The following is a 12,982-nucleotide window of genomic DNA, read 5'->3' on the forward strand; positions in this document are numbered from 1 at the left end:
TCAGGACGAGGTGGGAGGACGTCATTCTACCGGCGCGGAAGCAGTGTGGAGCGCCTCGAGCAGAACGTCGACGCGGCCGTCGGCGTTCCTGAACGGGTCCTTCAGCAGCACTGTGCTCCTCGCGCCGCCGGCGATCTTGAGGTGCACCCAGTCCACGGTGAAGTCCTGGCCTGCGGCGAGGGCCGCGGTCACGAACTGGCCACGCAGATGGGCGCGGGTCGTGGACGGTGCCACCGTCTTGGCGTGCTCGATGCGCGCATCGTCCACCACCGTGGCTGCCAGCCCGTCGCGGACCAGACGGGTGAACAGCCCCGTCGAGGGGGAGATGTCGTGGTACGCGAGCTCGAGCCTGGCGAGCCGCGGGTCGTCCCACGCGCACGCCAGGCGGTCGCGGTAGCGCTCGAGCAGTCGCAGCTTGATGGCCCAATCGATCTCGGTGTCCACGAGACCCGGATTCTGCTCGCGCACCGCCCGGATGCCGCGCTCCCACAGGTCGAGGATGCGCGCGACCTCATCGGTCTCGACGATCGCGGTCCCCACATGGGAACGGACGGCGTCGAGGTACTCCTGCTGGATCTGGACCGCGGTCAGGCGACGGCCGTCCACGAGCTCCACCGTCGCCGCGCCCGTCATGTCGTGCGCGACGTCCCGGATGGCCTGCATCTCATTGGCGAGGGTCAGGTCAGGCAGCGCGACATGCGCCTCCATGAGGCGAAGGAGGAGATCCGTGGCCCCCATCTTCAGCAGTGTCGTGGTCTCCGACATCGACGAGTCGCCCACGATGACATGCATGCGGCGATAGAGCTCGGCGTTGGCGTGCGGCTCATCGCGCGTGTTGATCATGGGCCTGGAGCGGGTCGTCGCCGAGCTCATCCCCTCCCACATGTGGTCGGCGCGCGGAGAGAAGCTGTACGCCGCTCCACCCGACGTGCGGGTGATGGAGCCCGCCCCGGTCACGATCTGCCGGGTCACGAGGAACGGCAGGAGGGCCGATGCGAACGCACGGAAGTCCGCCCGACGCCTCACGAGGTAGTTCTCGTGGCAGCCGTATGAGTTGCCGGCCGAATCGGTGTTGTTCTTGTACAGGTGAATGGTGCCCTCGACCCCGGCATCGGCCAGCCGGCTCTCGCCTTCGGCGACGAGATCGTGCACGATCCGCTCGCCCGCCTTGTCGGAGGCGATGAGATCAGTGAGCGAATCGCATTCGGCGGTCGCGTACTCGGGGTGGGCGCCCACGTCGATGTACAGACGAGACGCGTTCGGCAGGAACACGTTCGAGGAGCGCCCCCACTTCACCACGGAGTGGAACAGGTGGCCCGCAACCTCCTCGGGGGTGACGGCACGCGCGTTCGGCGCGTCCAGGTGAAGCCCGAACTCTGTCTCGAGGCCGAAGATGCGACGCTCGGCCGGAACCTCCAGCGGCGGCGGAACCTCGGCGGAGACGCCGTCAGGGAACGCGCCCGCGGCTACTGCCCGCCCTTCTGGACGAACGAGCGCACGAACTGCTCCGCGTTGGTCTGCAGCGAGCCGTCGATCTCGTCGAGAAGGCTGTCCACGGCATCGGTGCTCTCCGCCTTGGCGGCAGGAGGACCGGGCTCGGGGGTGGGCGCGTCGTCTTCGAAGGAGCTTCCTGAGGTCTGGTGCTGAGGCATCTGTCGATCCTATCCCTGTGCCAGCTCGTCGAGGAGGGGGTGCGTGGTGGCGAGCGGGTCGTCGAGGTGCAGCACCTCCAGCTTGCCGTGGGCGGTCTCGCGATCGAGCACCACCGATGCCCACCCCGCGGCATCCACGAGGTGAGGATAGGTGCCGACGAACGCCCCGCGGACGGCGGCCCGAGTCGACGCCGGGGGCTGGCGCATCGCGCGCTCGACCTCCGCATCGTCGGTCACGCGCGTCACCGCTCCGGCGTCGGTCAGCCGGGCGGCCCAACCGTCCCCGAGCCGCCCCCACTGCAGGTCGAGTGCGGCCAGGCGCGGATCCGACCACGGCATCGGCATCGCCAGCCCGTCGGCGCCCAGCTGGGTGTGCTTGTCGCGAATCCGACCCAGCAGCTGCAGCTTCGCGACCCACTCCACGTCGCGCGCGGCCTCGAAGATGTCCCGGCCGAGCGCGTCCAGCACGGCTTCCCAGCGCGCGATCACCTGCGCGTCGTCAGCATCGGCCACATAGTCCCGGCTGATCTCGAGCAGCGCGCGCTGGATCTCGAGAGCGGTCGCGCTCTCTCCCGTCGCGAGCGGCAGCGTGGCGGCCAGGGTCAGGTCGCGGGACACGGTGCGCACCGCGGCCACCGGTTCCGCGAGCACGAGCGCGTCGAGGCGCTCGTCGTCGGCCTCGATGGCCGAGAGCACCAGCGACGTCGCACCGACCTTCAGGTAGACGGGGACGTCGAAGCAGTTCGCGTCGCCCACGATCACGTGGAGTCGGCGCCACCGGCGGCGATCCGCATGCGGCTCGTCACGAGTGTTGACGATCGGCCGGCGCAGGGTGGTCTCGAGGCCGATCTCGGTCTCGATGTAGTCCGCCCGCTGCGAGATCTGGAAGCCGGCCTGCTCCCCGCGCTGTCCGATCCCCACCCGCCCCGCGCCGGTGACCACGGGACGGGTCACGAGGTGGCTGGTGACGAGGCGCGCCAGCCGATCGAAGTCGACGTCACGCCGCACCAGGAAGTTCTCATGCGTGCCGTAGCTCGCGCCCTTGCCGTCCACATTGTTCTTGTACAGCGCGACGGTGGAGTCCTCTTCCTCCGCGTATCGCGCGGCGGCTGCGAGCGCGATCGCGTCTCCGGCGCGGTCCCAGACGACGGCCTCGCGTGCCGTCGCCACTTCGGGTCCCGAGTACTCGGGATGGGCGTGGTCGACGTAGAAGCGCGCGCCGTTGCCCAGCACCGCGTTCAGGTGGGCGGGATCCTCCCACGAGCCACGGCGCCGTCGCAGAGAGATCAGGCCGTGCTGGGGATTCCACTCGTGGGCGTCCGTGAGCATGTCGGCTCCGGCCGTCGCTCGCTCACGGCGATGTCCGCGCTGATCCTGGAGGGGATCCTCGCCGCCGTAGTCCCACGGGGCGCTGCGACCGTCCGCCCACAGCCGGCACGCGTTCACGAGTCGCGACGAGAGCAGGATCGGGTTCGCCTGGTCCCGAGCGGGATCCACGATGCCGTACTCGGTCTCGATGCCGGCGACGCGCATGCCTATCCCTCGCGCAGCGAGCTGGACGCGACGGCCTTGGCCTCCGAGAGCTCCTGGTCGCAGGCCGCGTCGACGTGCTGCGCGGAGATCCCGCGCTCCCCGCCCGCGATCACCGACTTGATGGCCCGCGTCTTGGCACGGTCGACTGCGTTGCGCACCAGCGCACCCGACATGTACTTGCCGTTCGACGGGTCGGCGTAGAGGCGGTCGACGCCGCGCTCGATGAGATCCGTGATGGCCGCCGCCCGGTCGCCTCCGGCCGCCTCGAGGGCGGAGTCGGCGAGCGGCAGGTCGGCGGTGAGGTACTTGGAGAAGATGTCGCGCGCCGAGGCCGCATCGGGCCGGCTGATCTCGATCTTGACGTCCAGGCGCCCCGGGCGCAGGATCGCGGGGTCGAGCATGTCCTCGCGGTTCGAGGCACCGATGACGATCACGTTGCCCAGCTGCTCGATGCCGTCCAGCTCCGTCAGCAGCTGCGGCACGATGGTGGTCTCCATGTCGGAGCTGACGCCGGATCCTCGCGAGCGGAAAAGGGCCTCCATCTCGTCGAAGAACACGACCACAGGCGAGCCCTCGGAAGCCTTGGCGCGGGCGCGCTCGAAGATGGTGCGGATGTACCGCTCGGTCTCGCCCACGTACTTGTTGAGCAGCTCGGGACCCTTGACCGACAGGAAGTACGAGCGGTCGGCGCCGACCGCATCGGCGAGCGAGTGTGCCACGGCCTTCGCGATCAGCGTCTTGCCACAGCCGGGAGGGCCGTACAGCAGCAGCCCGCGCGGTGGCGTCAGCGCGTGCTCGCGGTACAGGTCCGGGTGCCGCAGCGGCAGCTCGATCGCGTCCCGGATGCGCTCGATCTGCGCGGCCAGTCCACCGATCGACGCGTAGTCGACGTCCGGCACCTCCTCGAGCAGCAGCGCCTCGACTCCAGTGCGCTCGACGCGCTCGGTCGCGAAACCGGTGCGGGGATCGATGATGACCGTGTCGCCCTCGTGGAGGCGCTCGTAGGCGTCGCCGCCGACCAGGACCACGATGCGCTCGTCCTCGCCGCGCGCGACGACCAGCACGCGCTCGTCGTCGAGGACCTCGCGCACGATGGCGCCCTGGCCGGAGCGCTCGGGCTCGGCCACGCCCACCACGACGCTCATCGCGTTGAGGAGCACCTCGTCTCCCGAGGCGAGCTCGGGTCCGACCTCGGGCAGCATCGCGACGCGCATGCGACGCCCGTTGCTCACCACGTCGGCGAGCGCCCCCTCGCGCTTCACGAACGTCGCGAACGTGTGGGGCGGCTGCTGCGCCTGGGCGAGCTTGTCGCGCATGTCGCCCAGCGATTCGCGGGCCGCCTCGAGGAGGCGCTGCAGTTCGGTGTTGCGCGCCTGCAGCGCGGCCACCTTGTCCTGTCCGTCGACGACCATCAGCGGCCTCCGTCCTCGGCGCCCGTGTCGCTGTCGACAGGTGCGCCGGTCTCGATGTCTTCGGTGGTGCCTGGCATCAGGCCCATCTCCACGTCGCGGGTGCGCTCGGCATCCCTGCGCACGCGGCGCACCTTCTTGTCGCTCACGGAGCGTTCGCCCAGCTCCTCCGGCGTCCAGTCGGCATCCGTGGGATACGCGCCCTTGGACGGGCGACGCGTGCGCACGGGAGCCGTCTGTCCGGGCGCCAGGCGGCGCGACGTGATGAGGAATCCCGTGTGGCCGATCATGCGATGGTCCGGGCGCACCGCGAGTCCCTCGAGATGCCACGTGCGCACCATCGACTCCCACGCCTGCGGCTCGGTGTAGCCGCCGTGGGAGCGCAGCTCCTCGGCGACGCGCGACAGCTGAGTCGCCGTCGCGACGTAGGCGAGGAAGACGCCGCCGGGAGCGAGCGCATCGGCCGCCGCCTCGAGGTTCTCCCATGGCGCGAGCATGTCCAGCACCACGCGGTCCACGGTTCCGGGCTCCAGCTCGCGCACGCGGTCCGCGAAGTCGCCGATCTCGACGCTCCACGCGGGGTGCGGGCCACCAAAGTGGCTCTCGACGTTGGCGCGCGCGATGTCCGCGAAGTCCTCGCGCCGCTCGATGGAGACCAGGCGGCCGTGGTCGCCCACCGCGCGCAGCAGCGACATGGTCAGCGCGCCCGAGCCGACGCCAGCCTCGACCACGGTCGCGCCCGGGTAGATGTCCGCCATCTGGATGATCTGACCCGAGTCCTTGGGGTAGATGACCGCCGCGCCCCGTGGCATCGACATCACGAAGTCGCTCAGCAGGGGCCGCAGCACCAGGTAGTCGTAGCCAGCGGTGTTGGTCACCACTACGCCCTCGGGACGGCCGATGATCTCGTCGTGCGAGAACTGGCCACGGTGGGTGTGGAACGTCTTGCCCGCCTCCAGCACGATCGTGTGGTGGCGTCCCTTCGCGTCGGTGAGCTGGATTCTGTCGCCTGCGCGCAGGGGGCCGCGGCGCGCGTCGGCGCCGGCAGGAGGGGTGGGGGCAGTCATGCCTCCAGTCTAGGGCGCGCTACTGCAGCGCCTTCATGACGTCCTCGAGCCGGACGACGCCCACGATGCGGCCCGCTTCGGCGACGGTCCACACGTCCGTCCTGCCCCACCACTCGCGCAGCGCGACCTGGAGCCCCTCCCCCGTGAGGTCGGCCGGGACCGCCGCTCCCCGTGGGAGCGGCATCGTGACGCTCTGCAGGCTCGCCGCGCCGCGCTGCTCCGGTGGCACCGCGTCCGTCAGCGTCACCGGGAAGTGGCCCGCCGGAGCCCCGTCAGCGGAGATCACGACGACCTCCTGCGCGCCCGCCTGGTGCGCCTGGGTGCGGGCGTCCTCGACCGTCGCGTCGAAGCGCACCGCGATCGCGGGCACCATCACGGTGCCAGCGAACACCCCCTGGCGACGGCCCAGCGCCTGTGCGGCCCGCAGCGCGCTGGACGCCGCCGGCCACAGGATCACGAAGACCAGCACCGCCCACATGACGTCGAACAGCCCGGGGACGCGTCCCTGGGTCAACGGCAGCGCCAGCGCGACCAGGACGACGCCCACGGCGATGACGCGGCCCGCCCAGGCGGCGACCCTGACGCCGCGGTACCTGTCGCCGGTGACGCCCCACACGATCGCCTCGAGCACCCGTCCGCCGTCCATCGGGATGCCCGGCAGGGCGTTGAAGGCGGCGAGGACCAGGTTGACGTAGACGAGGTAGCGCACGATGCCCGCGGCTGTCAGATCGCCCTCGAGCATCTCCACGAAGGTGAAGTCGAGCGCTCCCGAGGCCAGCGCGAGTGCTCCGATGCCGGCCAGGGCCACGTTAGCGAGCGGGCCCGCGAGCGCGGTCACCCCGCTCACCGTGGGCGTCATGCCGCGGGCATCGAAGGTGGTGTGCCCGCCCCACAGCGTGAGGACCACCTCATGCACCTGGCGCTTGAAGGCCCGCGCGGCCGCGGCGTGCGCGATCTCGTGGACGAGCACCGAAGCGAACAGCAGCACCGCGAGCACGAGTCCCACGGTGAACGACCGGCGGTCCAGCGCGCCCCCGCCATTCGTCGCGAACACGAATGCGAGGATCGCGAGCATCACGAGCGTGGAGGGCTGAACGACGATGCGCCCACCGAACGCGCGACCCAAGGACAGTCCCCGGGTGGGGCGCGGGACGTCAGTCATGGCTCCACGGTAGACGGTCGCGGCGTCCGGGACGCACCGTTCGACGGGCCGATGCGCGCGACGGGTCGACAGGTCACGCGATCCCCCTGCGGCGGCCGGTGTCCGGGCCCGCCCCTACCCTGGTGGGCATGGCCTCTGCCCCCGGCATCTCACCCTCCCGCGCATCGGACTTCCGTCAGTGCCCGTTGATGTTCCGCCTGCGCGTGGTCGACCGCATCCCGGAGCCGCCCTCCCCCGCTGCGACGCTCGGCACGCTGGTGCACGCCGTGCTCGAGCACCTGTACGACCTGCCTGCTCCGGAGCGCACGCCGAGCGCCGCAGCGGCCATGGTGGAGCCCGAGTGGCGCGTGATGCTCGACAAGGATCAGAGTCTCGCGTTGCTCCACGACGGCGCCACCGCCGAACGCCTGTGGCTCGACGACGCTCGCGATCGTGTGGACCGCTACTTCAGGCTCGAGAATCCGCAGCGTCTCGAGCCCGCGGCGCGCGAGGAGTACGTCGAGCTGCAGCTCGAGGACGGACCGTCACTGCGTGGCGTGATCGATCGTGTGGACATCGCCCCCGACGGATCCATCCGCATCGTGGACTACAAGTCGGGCAAGGCGCCCCGCCCGCAGTACGGCCAGGCCGCGAAGTTCCAGATGAGGTTCTACGCGCTGCTGGTCGAGCGGCTGCGCGGACGGCGACCCGCGCTGCTGCAGCTGCTGTACCTGCGCGACGGCGGGACCGTGGTGATGCACCCCACCGCTCAGGACCTCGAACAGGTCGAGTACGAGATCAGGGAACTGTGGAACGACATCCTGCACGCAGCGAGGTCGGGCCACTTCCGGCCATCGCCGTCCAAGTTGTGCGCGTGGTGCAGCTTTCAGTCGCTGTGCCCCGAGTTCGGAGGTGAGCCGCCGCCACTGGTGGCCGCGAGCGTCGAACGCGCCTTCGGGGTGACGCCGGGCTCGGCTGCGCCTCAGGCCGCGGCCACTGCGGCGACGGGCGAGACGACGACCTCGGACAGTGCGGATACGGACAGCGGGTCCGCACCCCCGTCAGACGCCCGCTGACCCCTGTCCGTCGGGGCCCAGGTCGTCGAAACCCAAGTCATCGAGTCCAAGATCATCGAGCCGACGCCCCGCGGCGATCTCCCCGAGAGTCTCGACGGTGACGTTCTCCAGCGAGCGCACCCGGGACAGCCCAGGGCGGGGCTCCACGGGCACGAGCCTGCGCACCCCGATCGTGTGCGCGCCGGAGGCGAGTGCCGAGCCGATGCCGGCCGGAGAGTCCTCGATCGCGACGCACCGCGTCGGGTCGACGCCCAGCCGTGCCGCTGCGGTGAGATACGACTCGGGATCGGGCTTGCCGCGCTCGACCTCGTCGCCTGTCACCACCACCGCGAAGGCATCAGGGACCTGCGCGAGGAATGCGTCGGCGAGCCGCGTGTACGACATCGTGACGAGCGCGCACGGGATGCCCGCCGCCACGACTCGCTCCAGCAGGAGTCGAGCGTCCGCCTGCCACGGGACGTGAGCGCGCACGCGGTCCGCCACGGTGGCGACCATGGACGCGATGATCTCCTCCACGTCGAGAGCGACCCCGCGCTCCTGCAGGATCCGACCGCTGTCCACCAGCGGCCTGCCCACCAGCGACAGCCCGTCCTCGTGCGTCCACGTGACGCCGAAACGCTCCGCGAGGGCGGTCTCAGCAGCGATCCAGTAGGGCTCGGAATCGATCAGGGTGCCGTCCATGTCCCACAGGATCGCGGCCGGGGCGGGCGTATGTGCATTCACGTGTCAGGAGTCTAGGCTGGCGTGATGGACATGGACGAGAACGACGCGGCGATCCCCGCGGACGAGACCGTCATGGTCGCCGCGTTCGAGGGGTGGAACGACGCAGGCTCGTCCGCGTCGGCGGCGCTGGACCACATCGCGCAGACCTGGGGCTCGACGGAGCACACGACGCTCGACCCCGAGGAGTACCACGACTTCCAGGTGGCGCGGCCGTCGATCGCGATCCTGCCGTCGGGCGACCGCGTGGTGTCGTGGCCAGGGACCATCGTGTCGACCACGCCCGGCCCGTCGCAGGCCGCCCGGGTGGTACTCGCCCGAGGGATCGAGCCCTCGATGCGCTGGCGCCGGTTCTGCGCCGAGGTGCTCGACGCGGCCGAGGATCTGGGCGTCACCACGCTCGTGACCTGCGGTGCGCTGCTGCTCGACGTGCCGCACACCCGCCCCCTTCCGACCTTCGTGACCAGCGACGATGCTGTGGCTCGCGCCCAGTACGGACTGGAGTCCTCGGACTATGAGGGCCCCACCGGAATCGTCGGAGTGCTCGGCCACGAGGCCCGGCTGCGAGGTATCACGGTGCTGAGCCTGTGGGTGGGCGTGCCGCACTACATCGCGCACCCTCCGAGCCCCAAGGCGACGGTCACGCTGCTCGGTCAGCTCGAGCGACTGCTCGGGGCGCCGATCGACCTGGGCGACCTGCCCGACGAGGCGGAGGCCTGGCAGCGGGGAGCCGACGAGTTGACGGAGGATGACGAGGAGATCGCTGCCCACGTCGAGCAGCTCGAGTCCCTCATGGATGAGACGAGCCTCCCGGAGGCCTCCGGCGACGCCATTGCCGAGGAGTTCGAGAAGTTCCTGCGCCGTCGCGACGGCGGCGGCCCGAAGGCCCCCTGACCCCTTCCCTCGCGCGACGGACGAGGAGGCGTCACTCCGCCCACGCGGTGACGCGGCCGACGGTCGCGGCCTTGGGATACGGCCCCTCGGCTGCTCCGATCTCGAACAGGTCGACCATGAGGAACAGCGGATAGTCCGGCGCCTGCGCCACCCGACGCACCACGCGCCCTTCGCAGCCGATCACGGTCTCGCCTTCGCCCCAGATCACGGTCCACGTGTGCCGCTCACTGGCGTCGAGGGGAATCGTGACCTCCTCCATGTCGGTCACCATGCGGGGATCGTGGTGGGCCTTGACTCCGCACCTCGCCGTCGTGACCTCGTCGATTCCTGCGGCATCGATCTCGACGATGCAGATCTCTCCCGAGTGCTCGTCGGACAGGTGCTCGGTTCCGACCAGCCATGCCGCGACCATGCAGCCGTCGGCACGGGAGGCGGCGAGAGTGAGGTCGATGCGGCCGCGAGACGGCGCGAACAGCAGCTGCGACGGCGTCTCGGTCCGCACGACGAGCCCGTCATCGCGGTGACGATGCGTGCCTCGTGTCGAGCCGACGGGGCCGGAGAAGGTCCCCGTCTGGAGGTTGGAGACGCGCAGCGGCGCGTCCTCCGGCCGCCAGTCCGGCTGGTCGTCGTCGATCCGCAGCTCGAGACCCCCGGGGACGACCCCGTAGCGGGCCGCGGACCGCTCCGGCGTGGTCCAGTGCGGAAGGTAGTGCGGCACCCACCTCGTCGGGCTCAGTCCGGACGCGAAGTCGTCGTCGAAGTCGGGAGGTCGGCTCGGCTGCGGTGACAGGTGCTCCAGTGGCGGCGCCATGCGCCATTCTCCCACGGGCACACCCGCGCTGGGGCGGAGATCCGGGGCCGGCAGGCGGTCTCCCCGCTACGACATCGCGGGGATCACGCCGGCGACCAGCAGCACCACGATGGCGATGGCGAGCGCGATCCGGTACCAGACGAACGGCCAGAACGTGTGCCTCGTGATGAGCTTGAGGAACCACACGATCACCACGTAGCCCACCGCGAACGCGGCCACCGCGGCGATGACGGTGTTGGCGATGCCGGGGCCGCCGGCTGAGGTGATCTCGTCGAGGTTCGTGAGTGCCTGGAACAGACCTGAGCCCAGCACTGCGGGGATCGCCAGCAGGAACGAGTAGCGCGCCGCGGCCTCGCGTGTGAGCCCGAGGAAAAGCCCGATCGAGATGGTGCCACCGGACCGCGACACACCAGGGATCAGGGCCATCGCCTGCGCAAGTCCGAGCAGGATGGCGTCCTTGCCACGCAGTTCCGAGAGCTCACGGTTCTTGGCTCCGACGCGATCCGCGAATCCCAGGACGAGCGCGAACACCGCCAGCACGACCGCAGTGAGATAGAGATTGCGCAGGTGGCCCTCGATGGCGTCCTGGAAGAGCACGCCCAAGACCACGATGGGGATGGTGCCGAGGATCACCCACCAGCCCATGCGCGCATCGGCATTGTGAGCGCCCAGCCGCGCCGCGCGATCCCGACCGTCCTTGCCGGCGAGTGCACTCACCCACGACGTCACGATGCGGACGATGTCCTTCCAGAAGTACAGGAGGACTGCCGCCTCGGTGCCGATCTGGATGATCGCCGTGAACGCCGCGCCGGGATCTCCCCCGCTCGGCAGCAGCGGTCCCACGACACGGACGTGCGCACTCGACGAGATCGGCAGGAACTCCGTGAGTCCCTGCACCACTCCGAGCACGACGGCTTCCCACCAGTTCATGACGGCAAGGCTAGCGTCAGCGCGTCGCGCCTTCGGACTCGACGTCCCGCCCGGTAGCGTCGCGTGCATGCAGCGCAGACGGGTCGGCACGAGTGGATTGACGGTGTCGTCGCTCGCGCTCGGCACCATGACGTGGAGCCGCGACACCGGCCCGGATGAGGCTGGCGCCCAGCTCGACGCCTTCCTGAACGCGGGTGGCACGCTTCTCGACACCGCGGCCTCGTATGCCGGCGGGGGCGCGGAGTCCCTCATCGGCACGATGCTGGGCGGAACCGTCTCCCGGCGCGACGTGCAGATCTGCACCAAGGCGGGCATCCGGCGGACGGCGGACGGAGGGCTCATCGACGCGTCCCGGGACACCCTGCTCGACACTCTCGATGCCTCCCTGGAACGCATGGGCACCGACCACGTGGATCTGTGGCTTGTGCATGCGTACGATCCGGTTGCGCCGGTCGAGGAGACGCTGCACGCGCTGGAGATCGCCGTGAACTCCGGCCGCGCGCGCTACGTGGGCGTGTCGAACTACCCCGGCTGGGCGACGGCCCAGATCTCGGCGCTGGCCACTCGACCGACGATCACTGCGACGCAGGTCGAGTACTCGCTGCTGCAGCGCGGCGTCGAGCGGGAGGTGCTTCCCGCGGCCGATGCGCTCGGCATGGGAGCGCTCGCGTGGTCTCCCCTGGGTCGCGGGGTGCTGACAGGCAAGTACCGCGACGCCATCCCCGCGGACTCGCGGGCGGCATCCGAACACCTGGCGGGGTTCGTGGCTCCCTACCTCGATGACAGGTCCGCCGGCATCGTCGACGCGCTCACGACGGCAGCAGAGGGGCTCGACGAGGCTCCGCTTGCCGTGGCGCTGGCATGGGTGCTCGGGCGTCCCGGCGTCAGTGCAGCGATCGTGGGGGCGCGCACGGCGGCGCAGCTCTCGCCGTCGTTGACGGCCGCTGACCTCGATCTTCCGCCCGCGATCGCCGAGGCGCTCGACGAGATCTCTGCCCCCTCCATCGGCTACCCCGAGCGCCGGTAGCGCGATGAGGCGTCTGCGCCCCAGGCGCTATCGCAGATCGAACTCGTCGATGTCGTCGTCCATGTCGTCGTCGTCCTCGACGGCGTGGGGGTCCAGGGTCTCGTCGCCGTCCGGATCATCGCTCGACCCATCCGTGTCCTCGTCCTCGTCCTCGCCGTCGTCTGCGTCGTCGTCGCCCTCGTACTCGTCGCCCTCGGAGTCGTCGAGGACGATCGGGAGCGTCTCCCCGTACTCAGAGTCGAGGGCGTCCTCGTATCTCTCGAACTCCGTGGCGACCGCCTCGTACGCGTCGTCCACCGCGGCGTCCGCGTCCCCGCGTCGCATCGCGATCGCCTCGAGGTGCTCCTCAAGGGCGGCCATCAGTCGCCTCAGTGCTTCGGTCGCCTCTGCGCTCATGGTCATGACGGTACTCGCGGATCGTATTGAATGGGAGAGATCATGAAGGAAATCGCATCCGACGCCACCCACGTGGTCACCTCCACGCGCGGCCGGCCCTCAAGTTCGAGCCGCCTCGAGTGGCGCGTGATCGAGATTCCGCGCGACGTCCCCCGCGCGGACACGCGGTCGCTGCTGACGGAACAGGCCGAGTACGGACGGTGGGAGCTCGCTCGCTCCCAGATCCTCTACGGAGGCGCCCGACGGGTCTGGCTGCGTCGACGCGTCATGCGCGTCCAGCGTACGGACGCGGCCTAGCCCCTCTCCCCTGTCCGGCAGTCATTGTC

General features: G+C 70.3%; 14 protein-coding genes. 4 read left to right on the forward strand and 10 right to left on the reverse strand.

Features of this window, described 5'->3' with window-relative positions:
* Positions 1–21: 21 nt before the first annotated feature.
* Genes pafA through QQX02_RS00210 form a run of 6 tightly spaced genes read right to left on the reverse strand, consistent with a single transcriptional unit; the run spans position 22 to position 6,823 of the window.
* Positions 22–1,419 (reverse strand): Pup--protein ligase, encoded by a 1,398-nt coding sequence (gene pafA / locus QQX02_RS00185; protein WP_301143606.1) that lies wholly within the window; start codon positions 1,417–1,419, stop codon positions 22–24.
* A 47-nt stretch (positions 1,420–1,466) separates the two neighbouring features.
* On the reverse strand, positions 1,467–1,652 hold the full coding sequence (locus tag QQX02_RS00190) for a ubiquitin-like protein Pup (protein WP_301143607.1): 186 nt from the start codon (positions 1,650–1,652) through the stop codon (positions 1,467–1,469).
* Between the two features lie 9 nt (positions 1,653–1,661).
* Positions 1,662–3,185 carry a depupylase/deamidase Dop gene (gene dop / locus QQX02_RS00195; protein ID WP_301140468.1) on the reverse strand — a complete coding sequence of 508 codons (1,524 nt, stop codon included), beginning with the start codon at positions 3,183–3,185 and terminating at the stop codon, positions 1,662–1,664.
* Positions 3,186–3,187: 2 nt separating this feature from the next.
* Positions 3,188–4,597 carry a proteasome ATPase gene (gene arc / locus QQX02_RS00200; RefSeq protein ID WP_301140469.1) on the reverse strand — a complete coding sequence of 470 codons (1,410 nt, stop codon included), beginning with the start codon at positions 4,595–4,597 and terminating at the stop codon, positions 3,188–3,190.
* The gene (locus QQX02_RS00205; RefSeq protein WP_301140470.1) at positions 4,597–5,661 is read right to left on the reverse strand and encodes a tRNA (adenine-N1)-methyltransferase; all 1,065 of its coding nucleotides are present in this window, start codon (positions 5,659–5,661) and stop codon (positions 4,597–4,599) included. The genes arc and QQX02_RS00205 overlap by 1 nt, the downstream gene beginning before the upstream one ends.
* Before the next feature lie 19 nt (positions 5,662–5,680).
* Positions 5,681–6,823: a site-2 protease family protein gene (locus tag QQX02_RS00210; RefSeq protein ID WP_301140471.1), complete on the reverse strand. Its 1,143-nt coding sequence runs from the start codon at positions 6,821–6,823 to the stop codon at positions 5,681–5,683.
* Between the two features lie 128 nt (positions 6,824–6,951).
* Between QQX02_RS00210 and QQX02_RS00215 the strand changes: the two genes are divergently transcribed.
* A complete protein-coding gene (locus QQX02_RS00215; protein WP_301140472.1) occupies positions 6,952–7,878 on the forward strand; it encodes a RecB family exonuclease in 927 nt (308 codons plus the stop codon).
* Here QQX02_RS00215 and QQX02_RS00220 read toward each other — a convergent pair.
* A complete protein-coding gene (locus tag QQX02_RS00220; RefSeq protein WP_301140473.1) occupies positions 7,864–8,601 on the reverse strand; it encodes an HAD family hydrolase in 738 nt (245 codons plus the stop codon). The genes QQX02_RS00215 and QQX02_RS00220 overlap by 15 nt on opposite strands.
* Before the next feature lie 24 nt (positions 8,602–8,625).
* On the opposite strand from QQX02_RS00220, the gene QQX02_RS00225 reads away from it, so the two are divergent.
* Entirely contained in the window at positions 8,626–9,492 is an 867-nt protein-coding gene (locus tag QQX02_RS00225) for a PAC2 family protein (protein ID WP_367304220.1), read from the forward strand.
* A gap of 31 nt (positions 9,493–9,523) precedes the next feature.
* Here the strand turns inward: QQX02_RS00225 and QQX02_RS00230 are convergent, their stop codons facing one another.
* Complete coding sequence (locus QQX02_RS00230) at positions 9,524–10,303, reverse strand: hypothetical protein (RefSeq protein ID WP_301140474.1); 780 nt, start codon at positions 10,301–10,303, stop codon at positions 9,524–9,526.
* A 66-nt stretch (positions 10,304–10,369) separates the two neighbouring features.
* Positions 10,370–11,233 (reverse strand): undecaprenyl-diphosphate phosphatase, encoded by an 864-nt coding sequence (locus QQX02_RS00235; RefSeq protein WP_301140475.1) that lies wholly within the window; start codon positions 11,231–11,233, stop codon positions 10,370–10,372.
* A 67-nt stretch (positions 11,234–11,300) separates the two neighbouring features.
* On the opposite strand from QQX02_RS00235, the gene QQX02_RS00240 reads away from it, so the two are divergent.
* Positions 11,301–12,260: an aldo/keto reductase gene (locus QQX02_RS00240; RefSeq protein WP_301140476.1), complete on the forward strand. Its 960-nt coding sequence runs from the start codon at positions 11,301–11,303 to the stop codon at positions 12,258–12,260.
* Between the two features lie 27 nt (positions 12,261–12,287).
* On the opposite strand, the gene QQX02_RS00245 is transcribed toward QQX02_RS00240, so the two are convergent.
* Positions 12,288–12,656 (reverse strand): primosomal protein, encoded by a 369-nt coding sequence (locus tag QQX02_RS00245; protein WP_301140477.1) that lies wholly within the window; start codon positions 12,654–12,656, stop codon positions 12,288–12,290.
* Positions 12,657–12,698: 42 nt separating this feature from the next.
* Between QQX02_RS00245 and QQX02_RS00250 the strand changes: the two genes are divergently transcribed.
* Positions 12,699–12,953, forward strand: a complete 255-nt coding sequence (locus QQX02_RS00250; RefSeq protein ID WP_152650277.1) for a DUF5703 family protein — start codon at positions 12,699–12,701, stop codon at positions 12,951–12,953.
* The last annotated feature ends 29 nt before the right edge of the window (positions 12,954–12,982 follow it).

The sequence above is a fragment of the Demequina muriae genome, assembly GCF_030418295.1.
Taxonomy (GTDB): Bacteria; Actinomycetota; Actinomycetes; order Actinomycetales; family Demequinaceae; genus Demequina; species Demequina muriae.